Here is a 20,163-nt window from a genome sequence, read left to right on the forward strand (position 1 = left end):
TCGACGCTGACCGGGCGCTCGAGCGGCTGATCGGCTTCGACGCAGTGATTCTGCCCTTGGTCGGCTCGGGGGTCGTCCCCATGAGTGCGGAAGACGCCCAATGGCGCGAGCGCGCGGGGCGCCTGGGATGCGCGCTCGCTGCGCGCGCCGACGTCGTCGTGCGCATGACGTGCGGGATTCCCCAGGTCATCAAAGGAAACCTTGCCGATGCACCTCGAGGGACGCAGGGCGCGGGTGCGCTTTTGGAAGTCGTCTTCGTGCGCCATGGTGCCACGGCGGGCACGGAAGACCATCGCTACAGCGGGGCGGGCACCGACGAGCCCCTGTCGAGTGCGGGCGAGCGCGCTTTGCGCGACCTCGCGTGCGATCGTGACGTGTTCCGTGTTATCACGAGCGGCATGGCCCGCACCGACCAGACGGCGCGCATCCTCTTCCCGAACGCGGAGCTTATGGCGTGCCCCGGTCTGCGCGAGATGGATTTCGGCGACTTCGAGGGGCGAAGCGCCGCCGAGCTTAAAGAGGATGCGCGCTATCGCGCCTGGATAGACTCCTGGTGCGAGACGCGCTGCCCGCATGGCGAGGGCAAGAGCGATTTCACCCGCCGCGTCATCGCGGCGTTTCGGGAGGCGTGCGAATCGGAGCGCGCCCAGGGGAGTGGGCGCGCCGTCTTCGTCGTTCACGCGGGTACCGTGAAAGCGCTGCTCTCCGAGCTAGCTGTCCCGAAAATGGGATACTTCGACGTGCATACCGAGCCGGGCGGCGCATGGGCCGCCACTTGGGATGGGCGCTGCCTTCGCGACGTTCGCCCCGCTTCGGGGGGCGATGCCCGGTGATGACGATTCTTGCCGTCGCCGCCGGGTTCGCGGCCGACCTTGCCTTCGGCGACCCGCGCTGGCTTCCCCATCCCGTCGTCGCCATGGGGCGCGCGATCACGTGGGCCGAAGGCCGCCTGCGGGGCGCATTCCCGCAAACGTCCGCGGGCACGCGCGCCGCAGGGCTTGTGCTCGCCGTGGCGCTTCCGCTTACGTGTGGGCTTTTGACCTGGGGAATCCTGCATGTTTGCGGCATGGTTCACTCCGGCTTGCGCATCGTGGCCGAGGCATGGGCGAGCTATCAGATTCTCGCGACATACGAGCTGCGCCGCCAGAGCCTGGCCGTTGCCCGCGCGTTCTCGAAGGGCGGACTTGTCGCGGCGCGCGAAGCCGTCGGGCTCATCGTGGGACGTGACACGTCTGTTCTCGACGAGCAGGGCGTCGCGCGCGCCGCCGTGGAAACGGTGGCGGAGAACGCGAGCGACGGTGTCATCGCGCCGCTTTTCTACCTTATGATCGGGGGTGCGCCTTTGGGCATGGCGTACAAGGCGGTGAACACGCTCGACAGCATGGTGGGCTACAAAAACGAGCGCTACATCGACTTCGGCTGCGCCTCGGCGCGCCTCGACGATGCGGTGAACTGGATTCCCTCGCGCTTATCGGCCCTGATCATGATCGCCGTGTGCCCGATCGTCGGGCTCGACGCGCGCGGGGCGGCGCGCATCTGGCGCCGCGACAGGCGTCGCCATGCGAGCCCGAACGCGGCACAGACTGAGTCAGCGTGCGCGGGCGCGCTCGGGCTGCGCCTGGCAGGACCCGCGGTGTATTTCGGCAAGCTCGTTGAGAAACCGACGATAGGCGACGCGTCCCGCGAAATCGAGTGGGGCGACATCGCCCGGGCGACAAGGCTCATGCTCGCCGCGTCCGTATGCGCGCTTGTCGTCTTCGGTGCTGCGCGCGCGGCGGTCGTGCTCGCCGTGGGGGCGATGGCATGAGGGAAGACCACGTCGCGCCCCGGGCTGCCGGGGGAATCCTGCGTGCCCGTGCGCATGGGGGTAGTACGCAATCGCTCGGCATCGCTTGCGAAGGGGGCGCCTCCGACCTCATTGACTTCTCGGTGAACGTGAATCCGGCAGGCCCCTCGCCGCGCGCCGTCGCCGCAGCTTGCAAGGCGCTTTCTCGAATCGACGCCTACCCCGATAGGGAAAGCCTCGCCCTCGTTCGCGCCCTAGCGCGCGCCCAGGGCATTCCCGAAGATACTATCGTCTGCGGCGCGGGCGCGTCCGACATCATCTGGCGGCTCGCCGCGGCGGTGCGCCCGAAACGCATCGTCGTGTGCGCGCCGACGTTCTCTGAATATGCGGAGGCGGCATCGTACTACGGCGCATGCGTGCAGGAGTTCCCGCTCTCCGAAGCGGACGACTTCGACGTGCCCGCCTCCTTCGCCCGCGCGATCGAGAGGCCGGGAGACGTGGCGTACCTCTGCAATCCGAACAACCCGACGGGGCGTCTCGTCGACCCCAGCGTGATCGATGCCGCGGCTTGCCGCTGCGAGCAGGTGGGCGCGCTGCTCGTCGTGGACGAGTGCTTCCTCGGATTTGCGCCCGACGCCCGCGAAAGGAGCGTGGCCGCACGCGCCGCGTGTTCGCGCCATGTGGCCGTGCTCTCCGCGTTCACCAAGCTCTACGGAATGGCGGGCTTGCGGCTGGGATATCTGATCAGCGGAAACGCCCAACTCATCGAGGGGATTCGCCGGGCGGGGCAGGCGTGGCCCGTCTCCTCGGTCGCCGAGGCCGCGGGCATCGCCGCCCTGGAAGACGTTGAATACGTCTCGCGCACGCGCGATGTATTGGCGGGTGAGCGAGCGTGGCTTTCCCACGAGCTCTCCTCGCTCGGGCTTTCCGTCGTGCCATCGGATGCGAACTTCCTTTTAGTCCGCACGCCGGCGAAAGATATCCCCGAGCGCCTGTATAAACAGGGGGTTTTGGTCCGCACGTGCGACTCGTTTTCGGTACTGTCCCGTTTCTGGTGCCGCGTCGCGGTGCGCACGCGCAAGGAGAATGCCCGGCTTGCGATGGCGTTCAGCCGCGCACTTCGGGCGGAAGGTGCATCGGGCGAAGGCGAACCCGACGAACGGAGCGGCGCTTCTTGCAGCGGCGCTATGGCGGGCGCGGATGGCCGAGGCTCGGCGAAGGAGGTCGATACCCGTGGGTAGGGCGAAGCCCATCATGATCCAGGGCACCATGTCGAACGCGGGGAAGAGCCTGCTTGCGGCGGGGCTGTGCCGTGTGCTTTCGCAGGACGGCCTGCGCGTGACTCCCTTCAAGAGCCAGAACATGGCGCTCAACAGCGGTGTCACGGCCGACGGGCTCGAGATGGGGCGCGCCCAGATCATGCAGGCCGAGGCGTGCGGCATCGCGCCCGACGTGCGCATGAACCCCATCCTTCTCAAGCCCGAAAGCGACCACCGAAGCCAGCTCATCGTGGCCGGCAAGGCGCAGGGAGCCTTCGCTGCGAGGGACTACTTCGCGCGAAAGAAGGCGCTCATGCCGCAGATTTTGGAGGCGTTCGATTCGCTCGCGGAGGAAAACGACGTCATCGTCATCGAGGGCGCCGGCAGCCCCGCCGAAATCAACCTTTCCGAAAACGACATCGTCAACATGGGGCTCGCGCGCGCCGTGTCCTCCCCCGTGCTGCTCGCGGGCGACATCGACCCAGGCGGGGTGTTTGCCCAGCTCTACGGCACGGTCGCGCTCTTTGCGCCCGAGGATCGCGCGCTTTTGCGGGGGCTTGTGGTGAATAAGTTCCGCGGCGATGTGGAAATCCTGCGCCCGGGTTTGGCCCCGCTCGAGAAGATGTGCGGGGTTCCCGTCGTGGGGGTCGTGCCGTATCTTACGCTCGACCTGGACGACGAGGACTCGCTCGCGCCGCGCCTATCTGCCCGCGAGGCGCGCGGCGTCATCGACGTCGCCGTCGTGCGCCTTCCGCATCTGTCGAACTTCACCGACTTCGACCCGCTTTCGCGCGTGCCCGGCATGGGCGTGCGCTACGTTTCCTCGACGACCGATCTGGGCCGACCCGACCTGGTGGTGCTTCCCGGCTCGAAGACCACGCTCGACGACGCGCGCTGGCTTGCGGCTAGCGGCATCGGAGCCTGTGTACGCGCGCTTTCGGGCGCGGGCACGCCGGTGCTCGGCATATGCGGAGGCTACCAGCTTTTGGGAGACGAGCTTTCCGACCCGCACGGCAGGGAAGGCGCTGGCACCGCGCGCGGGCTCGGGCTCATCCCTGCAAGTACGGTGTTCAAGGAGGAAAAGCGCCTCGCCCAGTCGGAGCTGCGCATCACGGGCGCCCAAGGCGCGTTCTCGGCGTGGAACGGCATGACGGCGCGCGGGTACGAGATTCACGACGGCGAAACGACCGTCTCCTGCGCTCCTGCGGGCACGATTGGCGGCAAACCAGAAGGCGCGGCCTGCGGAAACGTGTTCGGAACCTATCTCCACGGCCTGTTCGACGAACCGGGGGTGGCGCTCGCCCTCGCGCGCTCGCTCGCGCGCATGCGCGGCCTGCCCGAGAACGTCGTGGGTGCTGCGGGCGCGGCGTCCGCGGCCGATCACCGTGCGCGCGAGTTCGACCGCCTGGCCGACGTCGTGCGCGGGGCGCTCGACATGGAGTATGTCTACCGCATTATCGAGGAGGGCGTATGATCCACGTGTATCATGGCGACGGCAAAGGCAAGACCACGGCGGCGATGGGCCTCGCCCTTCGCATGCTCGCTGCAGGCCGCCGCGTCGTCGTCGTGCAGTTCCTGAAAGACGGCGAAAGCGGGGAGGTGCGCCTGCTCGCCGAGCATTTCGGCGTGCCCGTGTTCGCGGGGAAGGTGTCGGACAAGTTTACCTGGTCGATGACGTCGGAAGAACTTGCCGCGACGTGCGAGCTGCACGATGGGAACCTCGCTTCCGCGCTTGCCGAGCTCGAGGGCGCGCAAGAGGGACTGCTCGTGCTCGACGAGGCGCTCGACGCGCTTTCGAAGGGGCTTGTCGACGAGGCGCTCGTGGACCGCGCGCTCGATATGTCCGCGCGCGGCGTCGAAGTAGCGCTCACCGGGCGCGCGCCTTCCCGCAAGATCGTGGAGAAGGCCGACTACATAACCGAGATGCGGTGCAAGAAACATCCCTACGAGCAGGGGATATGTGCAAGGGAAGGAGTGGAGTACTAGATGGATTCCAAGGAGATGGCGCCCGGCGACATCGAGCGGCGCAGCTTCGAGATCATCACCGAAGAGCTCGGCGGCCGCACGTTCCCGCCGCTCGAAGAGCCCGTCGTGAAGCGCGTCATCCACACCACTGCCGACTTCTCGTACGCCGATTCCCTCGTGTTTACCCATGACGCCGCGCACTGTGCGCTCGATGCACTGCGCGCAGGGGCCACGGTGCTCACCGACACGAACATGGCGCTCGCAGGCATAAGCAAGCCCGCGCTCGCGAAGCTCGGCTGCAAGGCCGTGTGCTTCATGGCCGACCCTGATGTCGCCGCGGCTGCGCGCGCCGCGGGCACGACTCGCGCCGTTGCGAGCATGGACAAAGCTTGCGGCATCGAGGGTCCGCTCATCGTGGCCGTCGGCAACGCTCCCACAGCACTTCTGCGCCTCGCCGAGCTCATGGACGCGGGGAAGATCGCGCCCGCGCTCGTCGTTGGGGTGCCGGTCGGGTTTGTGAACGTGGTCGAGGCGAAAGAGGAGCTACTCGCACGACGCGTGCCAGCCATCGTCGCGAGGGGTCGCAAGGGCGGCTCGACCGTGGCGGCTGCCATTATGAACGCGCTGCTCTACCAGATCACGCGCCCAGGCGGCCCGAAGTGACGGCGCCCGCATCCGCGCCGGCGCTGCGCATCTTCGCCGGCACCACCGAGGGCCGCCTTCTGTGCGAATGGGCGAGCAGGGCGGGCATCCCCGCCCGTGCCTACGCGGCAACCGAGTACGGAGGCGAGCTTTTGGGCGAGCTTCCGGGCATCGAGGTGCATGCGGGCAGGCTCGACGATGCCGACATGGAGCGCGAGCTTTCCGGCGCGTGCATCGTTGTCGACGCCACGCACCCCTTCGCTACGCTCGCAAGCGGCAACATCCGGGCCGCTTCGCTCGCCGTGGGTGCACGATGCCTGCGCCTTGCGCGCCCGGTCGAGGCGCTGCCCAAAGGCGTCGTGGCGGTCGCGTCGATCGCCTACGCGGCGCGCTTTCTCTCCGAGAACCCGGGTCGCGCGCTTCTCACGACGGGGAGCAAGGAGCTTGCTCCCTACACGAGCGTCGCCGATTTCGCGGAGCGCTTCTTCGTGCGTGTGCTCCCGCTGCCCGGTGCTATAACGAAGTGCATCGACGCGGGGTTTTCGCCGTCGCACGTCATCGGCATGCAGGGGCCCTTCACCCGCGAGCTCAACGAGGCGATGCTTCGGCAGGTGGGCGCCCAGTGGCTTGTGACTAAGGACTCGGGAACCGTAGGCGGCACGGCCGAGAAGCTCGCCGCCGCGCGCGACGTGGGAGCGCGCTGCATCGTGGTCACCCGTCCCGCCGAGGGAAGCGGGGCCCTTTCGCTTCGGGAAGTGGAAGACGCGCTCTTACGGGAGTTCGCGCGCTAGGCGCTTGCCGCGCCTAGCGCGCCCTCCCGCCCGCGAGGAGGAGCGTCCCGAGCAAGCTCGACCCGTACAAGCCCGTCATCCATCAATAGCTCGAGGACGACGCCCAGAACTGGCGCAAACAGCCCTTCAATAAGTTGCGGTGAAATAGTGTCTGTTTTTGCTGCTAGATAGCATATTCAGTCCCTAATTCACCGCAACTTGTTGGTGGTGGCTTACTGGTAGCTGGTGGTGGCTTACTGGTAGCGTAGGCACTCCACCGGGTTGAGCTTTGCCGCGCGGCGAGCGGGGTAGAAGCCAAAGATTACGCCGATGCCGACGGAGACGCCGAAGGCCAGCAGCACCGTGGCGATTGAAAAGCTCGGTGTGATCTCCCCACTGGCACCGAGCTCGTTGAGAACCCCTGATCCTGCGGCAAACATCGCGAGGCCCCAGGCCAGCAGATAGCCAATCAGGACACCCAGCAGGCCACCGGTGACGCACAGCGCCGAGGACTCGGCCAAAAACTGCGCGGTGATATCGCGGCGACTGGCGCCCAAGGCACGGCGAATACCGATCTCGCGGATGCGCTCAGTCACGTTGGTAAGCATCATATTCATAATGCCGATTCCGCCGACAAGCAGTGAGATACTGGCGACAGCGCCCATGATGAGCGAGAAGGCGCCCATAAACGAGTTGAGTGCATCGATGGCGCTTTTCATGGATGTCGCCGATACACTGTCGTACTCATCATCCTCCTCGATGCCCTTCATCGCGCGCACCTTGGACTCGATGGCCTTACAAAGCTCATCCATGTCCGTGCCCTCGGCGGCAAGTGCCGTCACGCTGGGGAATGAAGGATTCTCGTCGCCAAACAGCCCGGCGATGGTTTCGCGTGGCATATACAGCGTGAGCGAGCCCATGGAGTCGCTGCCGCCGTCGATAACACCGACAATCTGCACCTCACCGTTGGAAACCTTAATGGTCTTGCCCACCGCGTCCTGCTCGTTGCCGTACAGCTGGTCGGCGCCTCCACGGCTGATGAGCGCCACGTGTGCGCCAGATTGGGACTCGGCCTGGGTGTAGGTGCGCCCCGCGACGAGCTTGCTGGCGCCCACCGCGTCGAGCATGTCGCTATCGACGCCCTGCGCCATGACGGTATAGCTTTTGTCACCGGCCTTGTATTCGGTGTAGGCGCTGTCCACGATGCCGATCTGCTCGATCTGCGGCACCATCTTGCGAAGCTTCTCGACGTCCGACTCGGTGAGCTCTTGGGACGAATAGATCTGCACCATGCGGGCGGCGTTAAGACCCAGGCTGTTGACTAGGCTGTTTTGGATGCCTCCGATAAGCGAGGTCATGGCTATGACCGACGCGATTCCAATGACGATGCCCAGGATGGTGAGCAGGCTGCGTCCCTTGTTGGCCTCGAGCGAGTGAAGGGCTTCTTGGACAAGATCGCGGGTACTCACGCCTTCGCTCCTTTCGGCTGATTGGTGGTTGTAGAAATCACGGGCAGATTGTTGACGGCCCCGCGTAGCGTATTCGGTGTATGCGCGATATATGCACCGTCATGGATTCGACCATCGCGAATGGTCACGGCGCGGTCGGCCTCGGCAGCAATGCCGGGGTCGTGCGTAATGAGAACGATGGTCTTGCCGCGCTCCTGGAGCTTGTGGAAGGTCTCCATCACGAGCGCTCCGGTGGCGGAGTCCAGGTTTCCCGTCGGTTCATCGGCCAAGATGATGGGCGGGTCGTTGACGAGGGCGCGCGCGATGGCGACGCGCTGCATCTGTCCGCCCGAGAGCTCGGAGATGCGATGGTCCCAATGGTCGACCGGCAGCGTGACGGCTTGCAGCGCATGGACGGCGCGCATCTCACGCTGAGCCCGCGGCACGTTGGTGTAGGACAGCGGCAGCATGACGTTTTCGATCACCGTCAGGCGCGGCAGCAGATTAAAGCTTTGAAAGACAAAGCCGATGCTCAGCGCGCGCACCTCGGTGAGCTCATCATCGTCGAGCTCGGCGACGTTGAGCCCTTGCAGGAAGTAATCGCCCGCCGTCGGTTTGTCCAGGCAGCCCAGGATGTTCATGAGCGTCGACTTGCCCGAGCCCGAGGGGCCGGTGATGGCGACGAACTCACCGGGATCTACTGCCAGGCTTACGTTATGCAGGATGTGGGCGCAACCGGCCTCGCTCTCAAAGATGCGGTGCACGTTGCGGATGTCGATGACGGGACGCATTACTTGCCCTCGTCGGCAGGCATGTTGTCGCCGCCGTCTGCCGTCATGCCTGTGCCGGTATCCGTCACGATGGTGTCGCCGTCGCGTAGCTTGGTAACCGGGACGTCTGGGTTGATCTCGTTGCCCTGGTCGTCGCGCGTGACCTGGGTCTTGCCGACTACAGCCTCGTTGTCGTTTTGCGTCACGACGGTCACCTTCACGCGGCGCGTCTTTTTGCCTTCCGAATCGGTGGCCAGATTGACGTAATAGTGCTCGCCATCTTCGGTCATCAGCGCCATGGTCGGCACCATCACCACGTCGTCGAGCTTCTCGGTCACCACCGAGACCTCGGCAGTCATACCCGGCTTAAGGCGACTGTCGGGTGCTTCGATGAGGATGTCGACGTTAAAGGTCACGCTGCCGCCGCTCCCGGAGGAGGAGTCGGAGTTTGCCACCGAGGCGATAGCCGTGACGGTGCCTTGGCTCACGATATCGGGAAACGCGGGATAGGTCACGTTGGCGCTTTGGCCCACGGCAATTTTGGCGATATCCTTTTCGCCCACCTGAACCGTCACCTTCATCTTGGACAGGTCGGCGATTTGCATGCACTGTTTGCCGCCGCTCGTGTCGCCTTCGCCCATGATCATGCCTCCTGTTACCGTGGCGCCCACCTTGGCGTTGAGCTCCACGATGTTGCCCGAGCTCGGGGCCGTGACCGTACGGCTGGCGGCCTTGGCGTTAGCCTGATCGAGGTTTGCCTGGGCCGATGCGAGGCTGCGCTGCGCGGCCGATACGGCGTTCGTGTCCGCTGATGCGGCGGAGACGCCAGTCGCTGCGGAAGCTCCATCGACATCCGTCGTTGGGGCGGCCTGCGCGGCAGCTGCGGCTTTCTTCGCGTTGGCGAGGTCTTCCTGTGCCGCTGTCACCGCGCGCTGTGCCTCGGCAACGTTGCGATCGAGCTCGTCGTTTTTAATGGTCATGAGCACGTCGCCCTCGTTGACGGACTGGCCGGCTTGCACGTTGATCGATGCCACCGTTCCGTCGACAGAAGGGGAGACCACCGAAGCCGAGATGGGCTTGAGCTGGCCTTTAGCCTCGACGGTGGTCGTAAACGTGCCCTCGGTGACCATGTCGGTCACCGGCCCGTTGGTACCTGCGGGCCGTGCGTTGATGACTAAGGTCACGACAACGGCGATGAGCACAATGGCGGCCACGACGCCGGCCGCAATGCCGCGCCGGATGAGCTTTTTGCGCCGACGCTCGGCACGCTTCGCTTTGAGTTTGGCGTAGGCCTCTTCGTCAGAAATCTCTGTTGTATCGCTTGTGCTGCCGTTTTGCTGTCCGGCGTGCACGTTTGTTATGAGGGGAAGCGTTTCGGTGGCACCCTCGGGCGTTCGCTCGGCATCATTCGGTCCCGGGGTAATGGTGGGGACATTCGACATGGCGTCTCCTTTATAGAAAGTTTCTTGATAAGTATATGCGCCCGTCGCGATGGCCGGGCGCATATAGCGGTATCTTTCGGAACTGTTAGATTGAAGCGTCAGTTCCCCGTTGTGTGAAGGCGTGTTTCCCTACGAGTGCACGACCACACACAGGCCGACGCTGATGCAGTCGTGGAGCGCCTTGGCATCGGCCAGGCGCAGGTTGATGCAGCCGTGGCTTCCGCACCACTTATAGGACTCGGCATTGTCGAAGCTCTTGTCGTTTTGCCAGGTGGCGTCGTGGAAACCGATCATATTGCCCTCGAACGGCATCCAATAGCTGACCGGGCTCTCGTATTTGGGCTTTCCGGTCTCGGGGTCTTTAGCACCGATGAGCTTGCTTGCGCCGTCGTTGCTGTTGATCTGCCACACGCCCTCCGGGGTGGCGTCTTCGCCCGGTTTGCCCGAAATAAAGTTGGCCTCCCACACGATATTGCCGTTCTCGTCGTAGTAGCGCGCGTGCTGCTCGGACAGGTCGACGTCGATATAGGCCTTCCAATCGGGCTCGCCCTTGGCGGTAAACGTGTCGGCCTTCTTGGAGTACGAAATCTCGATATCGCCGGTCTGCTTGTTATTGATAGCGTCCTCGACCTGCTTGGCGAGTGTGTCGCTGTCGATGGACCAGCCAAAGTCGCCGCCCTCGACAGCGCACTCCTTGCCGTCGGCGCGTGTCCACCAGCGGGTGGATCCCACGGTGTTGAAGCCGTTAGCGAGCTCGGCGGCCCAGCTGCCGATCTGCGACGTATCGAGCGTGGGGTTGGCCGGATCGGCAAAGCTGATCCACTGCAGCACCGAGCTGCCGTCCACTTTACCGGCATCATTGCCGTTGAGCTTAAGGGTCACGTTGACGCCCAGGAAGTTGTTGGCGGCATCGCATGCAGCCTGAATCTGGTCGTTGGTGAGGGTGCCGTTGAGCGGTTCGTAGGCGTCGTTGCCGATCTTGGTGATATCGACGTTCTCGACGAGCGACGCGAGCTCGATCTCGGCATATTTGATGACATGCTCGCGGTTGAGCTTCTCGTTGGAACGGGCCTTCTCAACGGTGAACTTGCCGGCCTTCTCATCATAGGAGCTGGTGGCCTCGAAGGTGCCCGAGCGGCCCTCGTTGAACTCGTCGATGGCGCTGCCCAGGTCCTCCTCAAACTGCTTTTGGTCAAAGGCATCGGAGAGCATGGACAGGTCGACGTCCTGGTCCAAGTCGACCGAGCCGTTCTTGGTGGCGCTAACGGTTTTACCGCCGAGCGACGCGATGAGGCGCGATGGCCACAACAGCGGCTCGTTTTTGCTGATAATCTCGTGGGCGGCTTCCTCGCCATCGACGATGGGCTCGTCGGACTCGGGCTGGTAGGTCCAGCTAAAGTCATCGCCCGACACGGTGAGCTTGTAGTGCTTCCATGCCGAGTTGACCTTGGTGGCTGCCGAAGATGCGTTAGAGAGCGAGATGTCGACGCCGGCGATGGTAGTGTTGGGGTAAGCGACCTGCGAGAACGCCACGACGCCTACGATGTAGACGATCGCGACGAGACCGAGGACGACAAAGAGGGCCGTCTTGCCGCCCGACTTGCTGGTTTTGTTGGTTCGCTTGTCCGCGGGCCCGCGATTGCTTGCCGCGCGAGCGTGCGAAGGGCCCTGCTTGGGGGCGGGACCCTGTGCGGGGCGCTGCTGGTATTGCTGATGCTGCTGGTATTGACGCTGATTCGGGCGCTGGGAGGCATTGGCCGGGCCGTGTTGTTGGGTGTGGGCCGGCGCGATGGGGCGCGGCGATTGGACGCCGCCAGTATGCCTACTCGGTTGTTGCGGATCGGGAATCATGTTGCTGCGGTCGATTTGCGACATCGTTTATATTTCCTTCGAGTTTCGCCTTGCGGCTCATCGTGTTTTAACTGGGCTTGCATTATAGCGATTAGCCTGTTGTTTGTGGTGCGGAAACAGTATCAGTTTGGAGAAGTCTGCCTATCCGCATATGCCGCATTTGGCGCAGGCAGAAAGCGCGGCCGGGGCTTGAGCGATGCCGCCCTTGGCCGTCTCGCGCAGGGTTGCCGGCAGGGCGTGGCCCACCGAGAGCATCACATGCGCCATCTGGTCAAACGGCACCAGGCTCTTGATGCCGGCGAGCGCGAGCTGGGCCGAGCTGAAGGCCGCGGCCACGCCGATGGCATTGCGGTTTTGGCACGGCACCTCAACAAGTCCGCCCACGGGGTCGCAAACGAGGCCTAGCAGATTGCTCAGCGCGATGGAACTGGCGTCGAGTGCCTGCTCGGGGGTGCCGCCGAGCATCTGCACCAGCGCGGCGGCGGCCATCGCGGCGGCGCTTCCCACCTCGGCCTGGCAGCCGCCCTCGGCGCCGGCGACGCAAGCGCTCGTGGTGAGGTTGAGGCCGATGGCGGCAGCACAGTAGAGGGCGTCCATGACCTGCTCGTCGTCGAGCTGCAGGTGGTCGGCAAGTGCCAGCACGCAGCCGGGCACGACGCCCGCGGAGCCTGCCGTGGGGGCGGCGACGATCACGCCCATAGTGGCGGAGCGCTCGAGCACGGCCATCGCGCGGGCCACGGCATCGGTCTGAACGGTGCCCATCAGGTTTGTGCTCAAATCGTTACGACCGGTGGCATCGACGAGTTTGGCCTCGCCGCCAATGAGCCCGCCGAGCGAGCGCTGTGGATTGGCGATGGGGGCCGTGGTCTCCTCGCGCATGACGTCGAGCACGCGGCGCATGGTGGCGACGGCGTGCTCCTCGCCGGTCAGACGTGCTTCGCGCACGGCCATGACGGCGCCGATGCTGAGTTCCAGCTCCTTGCAAGCGTCGAGCAGCTGTTCGCCGTCATCGAAGATCTCCTTGGCCGAGACGCCGGGGGAGAGCGATGATGCCGAGCCGGGGAGTTCAATAAAGGTGGCGTAGTCGACGTTGTCGAGTTTACGCAGCATGGGGACAACGGTGTCGTCGGGCGCGCCGTCGGTCTCAAAGACGGAGTAGGCCTGGCCGCCCACCTCGGTGCGGTAGGTACGGCAAAACGCGATGTTTACATGAGCGTAGGCGAGCAGGTTGGTAAGTGCTGCGAGCACGCCGGGGACGTCCTGATGCGCCACGAAGAGCGTGGAATACATGCCCGAGATGTCGACGCCGACGCCGTTGATGCGGCTGATGCGCATCTTGCCGCCGCCCAGGCTCTCGCCGCGGACCTGCGCCGTAGCGCCCGTGTCGTCGACCATGTCGATATCGACGGTGTTGGGGTGGATGGAGGCGTCGTCGCCCTTAATGTCAAAGTGATATTCGAGGCCTTGCTCGCGTGCGAGGTCGAAGGCCTGCTTGATGTTCTCGTCGTCGGTGTCGAGGCCCAGGATGCCCGCGACAAGCGCGCGGTCGGTGCCGTGGCCACGGTAGGTGTGCGCGAAGGAGTTCCACAGGCCAAAGGTAACCTTGGTGATGCGGCCCTCGAGCAGGCTGGCGGCAACCTGGGCGCAGCGTAGGGCGCCAGCGGTGTGCGACGAGCTGGGGCCGACCATGACGGGGCCCAAGATCTCGAATGCCGAGGTCGTAGCTAGTGTTTGCGGCTTGCCTGCCATGGCTGCTCCTTTGTTTTGTCCCATCGTCCCGAGGGCGGGGCATACTCTGTCCCGCCGTTCCGAGGGCTTTAGTATTTGGTCGCCTGCTCGGACAGTCCTGCTCGCACGGAGAGCACATTAAGTGCTCTCCGGCTCGTGCGGAACTCGCGATCGACCAAATACTAAAGCCCTCGGAACTTAGGATACATGGTTGCAGTCGCTCTGCTGCAAAATTTATCGGCCTGTGAACTATTCCATGTCCCATGTCGGCCATCTTCACCATCGGTTAATAAAAAAGAGGTACCGGTTGTTCCGGTACCTCTTATTGGTGTGTGTTTATTTGGCTGTGGCTTTTCTCGTTAGCTTACAGGCCGCAGGCTGCTTTGAGTTCTTCGACTCGGTCGGTCTTTTCCCAGGTGAAGTCGGCGTCTTCTCGGCCGAAGTGGCCGTAGGCTGCCGTCTTCTCGTAGATCGGTCGACGCAGGTCCAGGTCGCGGATGATGGCGCCCGGGCGCAGGTCGAAGGTCTTCTCGACGGCCTCGACGATCTTGTCCTCGGCAACATGCGCGGTACCGAAGGTGTCGACCATGATAGACAGCGGCTTGGACACGCCGATGGCGTAGGCCAGCTCGACCTCGCAGCGGTCGGCCAGGCCCGCGGCCACCACGTTTTTGGCGACCCAGCGCGCGGCGTATGCGGCGGAGCGGTCGACCTTGGTGCAGTCCTTGCCGCTAAAGGCGCCGCCGCCGTGACGGCCGTAACCGCCGTAGGTGTCGACGATGATCTTACGGCCGGTGAGGCCCGTGTCGCCCATGGGGCCGCCCACGACAAAGCGACCGGTGGGGTTCACATAGATATCGGCGCCGTCCCACGGCATGTTCTCGGCAGCCATGACGGGGGCGATGACGTGCTCGATGAGGTTGCCCTTGATCTTGCCCATGTCCTCGATCTCGGCGGCGTGCTGCGTGGAGATGACGATGGTCGTGACCTCGACGGGCTTGCCGTCCTCGTAGCGCACCGTGACCTGGGTCTTGCCGTCGGGGCGCAGGTAGGGCAGGGTGCCGTCGTGGCGCACGGCGGCCAGGCGCTCGGCCAGGCGGCTCGCCAGGTAGTGCGGCATGGGCATGAGGGTCTTGGTCTCGTTGGAGGCATAGCCAAACATCATGCCCTGGTCGCCGGCGCCGATCAGGTCGATCGGGTCGGTGGTGGCGCCGGTCTGGGTCTCGAAGGACTCGTCGACGCCCTGGGCGATATCGGGCGACTGCTCGTGGATGAGGCTCATAACGCCGCAGGTATCGCAGTCAAAACCGAACTTTGCGCGGTTGTAGCCAATACGGCGGATGACGCCGCGGGCAATCTCCTGTACGTCGACGTAGGCCTGGGTGCGGATCTCGCCGGCAACGATGACCGTGCCGGTGGTCACGAGGGTCTCGCAGGCGCAGCGGACGTTCTCCACGTTGGCGGGCACGCCGTTGGGCGCAATGTAGCCCTGCTCCTGCAGCTCTATTTCTTTAGCGAGGATTGCGTCGAGGACGGCGTCACTGATCTGATCAGCGATCTTATCGGGATGGCCTTCGGTCACCGACTCCGACGTAAAAACAAAGGACCCGTGTTGGGGTGGGATGGAACGAAGTTCTTCTGGCATGATAGCCCCTTTCAAAATACGTGTCCCGGCGACCGTTACCATTCCGCCGAGCTCTATATGCAAGGGCACATCATATCGCGTTAATCGAATATTCACACCCTTTCCGCACCTACTCATTGGGGACAGACTTAAATGACCAGCCGGGTGCTCATTTGGTGGTCATTTAAGTCTGTCCCCAATGAGTGGGTCGGTGCCCTTTGTGCGGAGGTTGCTTTGTTGCTTTATACTGATGCGGTTAGACATCCATCCTGCAATCGAGGAGATTTCCATGGCATCAGACGTTCGCGTCCGCTTTGCACCCTCACCGACGGGCAAGCTGCACATCGGCGGCGCCCGCACCGCTATCTATAACTGGGCTTTCGCCCGCGCAAACGGCGGCACGTTCATCCTGCGCATCGACGACACCGACCCCACCCGTTCCACCGACGAGAACACGCAGATCATTCTGCGCGCCATGCGTTGGCTGGGCTTGGACTGGGACGAGGGCCCCGAGGTGGGCGGCGACTATGGCCCCTACGCCCAGACCGAGCGCTTGGACCTGTACAAGCAGGCCGCCCAGAAGCTCTGGGACGAGGGCAAGGCCTATCCCTGCTTCTGTACTAAGGAGCAGCTCGACGCCGATCGCAAGGCCGCCCAGGAGCGTAAGGACCCCTTCCAGGGCTATCAGCGCCGCTGCCGCGATCTCGATCCCGAGGAGGCTCGCCGTCGCATCGAGGCCGGCGAGCCCTACGTCCTGCGCATCAAGGTGCCCGAGGACCGCGGCGACGTCGTCATCCACGACGCCGTCCACGGCGAGGTGACCTTCGACGCCAAGGAGCTCGACGACTTTGTCATCTTCCGCTCCGACGGCACGCCCACGTATAACTTCGCGACCGTCGTCGACGACGCCATGATGAAGATCACCCACGTTATCCGCGGCGACGACCATCTGTCCAACACCCCGCGCCAGGTCATGGTCTACGAGGCCCTCGGCGCGCCCGTGCCCACGTTCGCGCACATCTCCATGATCTTGGGTGCCGACGGCAAGAAGCTCTCCAAGCGCCACGGCGCCACCTCGGTGGAGGAGTACCGCGACGCCGGCTATCTGTCCGACGCCTTCGTCAACTATCTGGCGCTGCTCGGCTGGTCGCTCGACGGCGAGACCACGATCATCCCGCGCGATGTCCTGGCCAGCAAGTTTTCGCTCGACCGCATCTCCAAGAACCCTGCGACCTTCGATCCCAAGAAGCTCGACTGGGTCAATGCCGAGTACATCAACGGCATGTCCGACGCTCAGTTTGCCGACGAGATCATGGTCCCCGAGCTGCACGAGGCAGGCCTCATCGAGGGTAACGTCGAGTACGGCGAGGACTGGATCGACGCACTCGCTGCCATCGTTAAGCCGCGCACCAAGATGCCGGCCGACGCCGTGACTATCGCCGCTCCCATCTTTGCCACGGCCGAGACGCTCGAGTATGACGAGAAATCCGTCAACAAGGGCCTGGCCAAGGAAGGCATGGGTGCCATTCTGGATGCCGCCAAGGCCGCGCTCGAGGGCGTGGACGAGTGGACGGCTGCCAACATCGACGCCGCGCTTGAGCCGCTGCCCGAGCAGATGGACCTCAAGAAGCGTGTTGTCTTCCAGGCTGTGCGCGTCGCCGTCTGCGGCAACATGGTGAGCCCCCCGCTGGGTGAGACCATGGCGCTCGTCGGCCGCGACGACTGCCTGGCGCGCATCGACCGCGCCCGCACGATGGCGCTGTAATCGCTGCGCAAACGTATGTATCCGAGCCCCGTTCACCCGAGCGGGGCTCTTGTTTCTAAAGACGTATGGGATGGGAGGTACAGAGACCATGGCCGAGCAACTGTCGCTGTTTGGTTCGCCGGAACCGGAGGAAGCTCCGAAGTCCGCGGCCCCTGCTGTCGCCCCGGCGCAGCCTGAGCCCGTCGTCGCCTTCGCAAGCGTGGTCCTGGACATTCCCACCCGGGCTCTCTCCGAGCCATTCGCCTACGGCATCCCCGAGCCCCTTGCCAACGATGCCCGGATCGGCTCCACCGTCCTAGTTCATTTTGGCAACCGTGCCGCCGCAGGCTATATCGTCGATATCGCGCCCGAGCTGGGCGACCTGCAAGGTAACGACGCTCTCGACCCCGCGCGCATCAAGCCTATCGAGGCTATCCTCAGCAAGCCGCTCTTTACCGCCGAGGCTGCATGTATTGCTCGCTGGATGAGCCGCGAGTACGTCGCAACGCTTTCCGAGTGTCTGCGCCTGTTCTTGCCTCCGGGCGGTAGCTCGCGCGTGGTCAAGGGCGACGACGGTGTGTGGACCGTTGAGCGCCCCGCCGTCAAACCCATCCAAAACCGTTGGGTCATGCTCACGCCCGAGGGTTTCGACTACACGCCGCCCAAGACCGCGGTCCGCCAGCGTCAGCTCATTGAGGCGCTTCAGTGCGGCCCCGTTACGACGCGCGACCTCAACCTGCTTTACAACAGCATGTCGGCAACCATCAAGGCGCTCGAAAAACGCGGCGTCGTGGTGGTGGAAGAGCGCCGCGCCTGGCGTGGCTGCAGCGAGCAGACCACGCTGTCCTCCGCGAGCGGCAAAGCGCCGGTCTCGCTTACAAACGGCCAGCAGCAGGCCCTCGCGCAGATTGAGCGCGCCCGCCTTGACGCCCACGGCGACGTGGTCCTTGTCGATGGCGTTACCGGATCTGGCAAAACCGAGGTCTATCTCTCCGCCATCGAGCGCGTGCTTGCCGCCGGCCGCTCGGCCTGTGTGCTGGTGCCTGAGATCTCGCTTACGGCCCAGACCGTCGGCCGCTTTCGCTCGCGCTTTGGCGAGACGGTCGCGGTCTTCCACTCCCGCCTTTCGGCCGGTGAGCGGCTGGACCAGTGGGATATGGTCGCCAGCGGTGCCGCGCGTGTGGTCGTGGGCGCCCGCTCGGCGCTCTTTTGCCCGCTCAGCGACTTGGGTCTTATCATCATCGACGAGGAGCACGAGACCAGCTATAAGCAGGGCTCCAGTCCGCGCTACCATGCGCGCGAGGTGGCGGCCGAGATGGCGCGCCGCTATCGCTGCCCGCTCGTGCTGGGCTCCGCCACGCCTTCTGCGGAGGCCCTCGACCGCTGCCGTCGCGGCACGTACAGCGGCGCCACCTGGACGCGTGTCGAGATGCCCGAGCGCCCGGGACACGCCGTGTTGCCCACAGTCCGTATTGCCGACCTGCGCCGCGAGTTCGCGCACGGCAGTCGCTCCATGTTCTCTAAACCGCTGATGGAAGGCCTGGAGCGTGTGGTCGAGCGCCGCGAAAAGGCCGTGTTGCTGCACAACCGCCGCGGTTTTGCGCCGTTTTTGATGTGCCGCGAGTGTGGCTGCGTTCCCACCTGCAATCATTGTTCCACCGCGCTCACGTATCACGAGCGCACGCACACACTGCAGTGCCACACCTGCGGGTCGTCCTGGCGTGTGCAACCCTATCCGGCGCCCACGAGTCGTTGTCCCAAATGCGGCAGCCGATACCTTGCAAAAATGGGCCTGGGCACGCAGCAGATCGAGGATGCGCTGCACCAGATGCTGCCCGAGGATGTCGCCATTATTCGCATGGACGCCGATTCCACGCGCGGCAAGGACGCGCACAAAAAGCTGCTCGAGCAGTTCGATGCCGCCGATTGCGCGGTGCTGCTGGGTACCCAGATGATCGCCAAGGGCCTCGACTTTCCCGAGGTCACGCTTGTGGGCGTGGTCAATGCCGACTTTGCCCTCAAGCTGCCCGATTTTAGAGCGGGGGAGCGCGCCTACGATTTGCTGGAGCAGGTGGCGGGCCGCGCCGGCCGCGGCGATCGCCCCGGCGAGGTCATCATCCAGACCTACCTGCCCGAGGACCCGGTCATTCGCGCCGTCGCCGAGCACGACCGCTCGATCTTTACCGACTACGACCTGGACCAGCGCCGCGATGCGCTGTATCCGCCGTTCGTGCGCCTGGTCAACATTTTGGTGTGGTCGGCTAATCGATATAACGCGCAGGACTACATTGGGCGCATCGCAAAGCTCCTCAAGCGTCGCTGGCATGCCGCCGCGCCCGACTTTTTGCGGGCGGGGAGCGCCGTGCCGCAGGTGCTTGGTCCGGCTTCGTGTGTAATCGAGAGAGCCAAGGACCGTTACCGCTTCCATCTGCTTGTAAAGTCGCCGGTAGGGTACCATGTCTCTGATGATATCGACGCCTGCCTCAAAGAGGTTGGCTCCGTGCGCGGCGTGAGCGTGAGCGTTGACGTCGACGCCTATGATTTGATGTAACAACCCGAAAGGATGGCCATGGAAGCCAACGGAATCGTACTGTCGCCCGACCCTCGTCTGCGCCAGGAGTGCGCCGTCATCGAGGAGATCACTCCGGCGATCGAGGCGCTTGCCGAGAAGATGAAGAAGATGATGTTCGACAACGGCGGTTGCGGTCTGGCTGCCCCGCAGATCGGTGAGCTCATTCAGCTTGTCACCATCGACTGCGATTACAGCGACAAGAATGACTATGACCCGTACGTGCTCATCAACCCTGTCATTGTTGAGCAGAGCGACCATCTGGTGCCGTTTAGCGAGGGCTGCCTGTCCATTCCCGGCATTAGCTGCGAGATCGAGCGTCCCGACCATGTCGTCGTCGAGGCGTACGACCTGGATGCCAACCTGATTCGCTACGAGGCCTCGGGCGACCTGTTCTGCGTGTGCCTGCAGCACGAGATCGATCACCTGCATGGCAACACCATGTTCGAGCGACTCAAGCCGATGCAACGCATCAAGGCCGTCAAGGAGTACCAGGACGCCCTGGCCCGCGGCGCTCGACCGGGCGAGACGGAGTAGGTTTGTCCGTCCCCGGGGCGCCCGCCCC

16 protein-coding genes are annotated in these 20,163 nt (G+C 64.4%); 10 read left to right on the top strand and 6 right to left on the bottom strand.

What is annotated here, in order from left to right:
* Positions 1-80 precede the first annotated feature (80 nt).
* From DW211_RS04500 to cobK, 7 genes are read left to right on the top strand one after another with little or no spacing between them, the layout of a single operon-like run.
* Positions 81-833: a histidine phosphatase family protein gene (locus DW211_RS04500; RefSeq protein WP_233540943.1), complete on the top strand. Its 753-nt coding sequence runs from the start codon at positions 81-83 to the stop codon at positions 831-833.
* The gene (gene cbiB, locus DW211_RS04505) at positions 833-1,807 is read left to right on the top strand and encodes an adenosylcobinamide-phosphate synthase CbiB (RefSeq protein ID WP_118259474.1); all 975 of its coding nucleotides are present in this window, start codon (positions 833-835) and stop codon (positions 1,805-1,807) included. Before DW211_RS04500 ends, cbiB begins: the two co-directional genes overlap by 1 nt.
* Positions 1,804-3,027: a histidinol-phosphate transaminase gene (locus DW211_RS04510; protein ID WP_158564530.1), complete on the top strand. Its 1,224-nt coding sequence runs from the start codon at positions 1,804-1,806 to the stop codon at positions 3,025-3,027. Before cbiB ends, DW211_RS04510 begins: the two co-directional genes overlap by 4 nt.
* Entirely contained in the window at positions 3,020-4,519 is a 1,500-nt protein-coding gene (locus DW211_RS04515; RefSeq protein ID WP_233540944.1) for a cobyric acid synthase, read from the top strand. Before DW211_RS04510 ends, DW211_RS04515 begins: the two co-directional genes overlap by 8 nt.
* The gene (locus DW211_RS04520) at positions 4,516-5,031 is read left to right on the top strand and encodes a cob(I)yrinic acid a,c-diamide adenosyltransferase (RefSeq protein WP_089571806.1); all 516 of its coding nucleotides are present in this window, start codon (positions 4,516-4,518) and stop codon (positions 5,029-5,031) included. Before DW211_RS04515 ends, DW211_RS04520 begins: the two co-directional genes overlap by 4 nt.
* Positions 5,032-5,673, top strand: a complete 642-nt coding sequence (locus DW211_RS04525; RefSeq protein WP_117806204.1) for a precorrin-8X methylmutase — start codon at positions 5,032-5,034, stop codon at positions 5,671-5,673.
* Positions 5,670-6,443 (top strand): precorrin-6A reductase, encoded by a 774-nt coding sequence (cobK, locus tag DW211_RS04530; protein ID WP_118259478.1) that lies wholly within the window; start codon positions 5,670-5,672, stop codon positions 6,441-6,443. Before DW211_RS04525 ends, cobK begins: the two co-directional genes overlap by 4 nt.
* A gap of 233 nt (positions 6,444-6,676) precedes the next feature.
* Here cobK and DW211_RS04535 read toward each other — a convergent pair whose 3' ends face one another.
* From DW211_RS04535 to metK, 6 genes are all read right to left on the bottom strand, one after another.
* A complete protein-coding gene (locus DW211_RS04535; protein WP_118259480.1) occupies positions 6,677-7,891 on the bottom strand; it encodes an ABC transporter permease in 1,215 nt (404 codons plus the stop codon).
* Complete coding sequence (locus tag DW211_RS04540; protein WP_117736333.1) at positions 7,888-8,661, bottom strand: ABC transporter ATP-binding protein; 774 nt, start codon at positions 8,659-8,661, stop codon at positions 7,888-7,890. The genes DW211_RS04535 and DW211_RS04540 overlap by 4 nt, the downstream gene beginning before the upstream one ends.
* On the bottom strand, positions 8,661-10,082 hold the full coding sequence (locus tag DW211_RS04545) for an efflux RND transporter periplasmic adaptor subunit (protein ID WP_158555283.1): 1,422 nt from the start codon (positions 10,080-10,082) through the stop codon (positions 8,661-8,663). Before DW211_RS04545 ends, DW211_RS04540 begins: the two co-directional genes overlap by 1 nt.
* A gap of 129 nt (positions 10,083-10,211) precedes the next feature.
* Complete coding sequence (locus DW211_RS04550) at positions 10,212-11,957, bottom strand: L,D-transpeptidase (RefSeq protein ID WP_118259482.1); 1,746 nt, start codon at positions 11,955-11,957, stop codon at positions 10,212-10,214.
* 117 nt (positions 11,958-12,074) lie between these two features.
* The gene (sdaAA, locus tag DW211_RS04555; protein ID WP_118259483.1) at positions 12,075-13,682 is read right to left on the bottom strand and encodes an L-serine ammonia-lyase, iron-sulfur-dependent, subunit alpha; all 1,608 of its coding nucleotides are present in this window, start codon (positions 13,680-13,682) and stop codon (positions 12,075-12,077) included.
* Between the two features lie 343 nt (positions 13,683-14,025).
* The gene (gene metK / locus DW211_RS04560; protein WP_118259485.1) at positions 14,026-15,306 is read right to left on the bottom strand and encodes a methionine adenosyltransferase; all 1,281 of its coding nucleotides are present in this window, start codon (positions 15,304-15,306) and stop codon (positions 14,026-14,028) included.
* Between the two features lie 268 nt (positions 15,307-15,574).
* Between metK and gltX the strand changes: the two genes are divergently transcribed.
* From gltX to def, 3 genes are all read left to right on the top strand, one after another.
* Positions 15,575-17,050 carry a glutamate--tRNA ligase gene (gene gltX, locus DW211_RS04565; protein WP_118259487.1) on the top strand — a complete coding sequence of 492 codons (1,476 nt, stop codon included), beginning with the start codon at positions 15,575-15,577 and terminating at the stop codon, positions 17,048-17,050.
* A 70-nt stretch (positions 17,051-17,120) separates the two neighbouring features.
* Positions 17,121-19,580 (top strand): primosomal protein N', encoded by a 2,460-nt coding sequence (gene priA, locus DW211_RS04570; protein ID WP_118259489.1) that lies wholly within the window; start codon positions 17,121-17,123, stop codon positions 19,578-19,580.
* Positions 19,581-19,598: 18 nt separating this feature from the next.
* Positions 19,599-20,135, top strand: a complete 537-nt coding sequence (def, locus tag DW211_RS04575; RefSeq protein ID WP_117635192.1) for a peptide deformylase — start codon at positions 19,599-19,601, stop codon at positions 20,133-20,135.
* The last annotated feature ends 28 nt before the right edge of the window (positions 20,136-20,163 follow it).

Origin of the sequence: Collinsella sp. AM18-10 (assembly GCF_003471585.1) — a bacterium.
Lineage (GTDB): Bacteria > Actinomycetota > Coriobacteriia > Coriobacteriales > Coriobacteriaceae > Collinsella.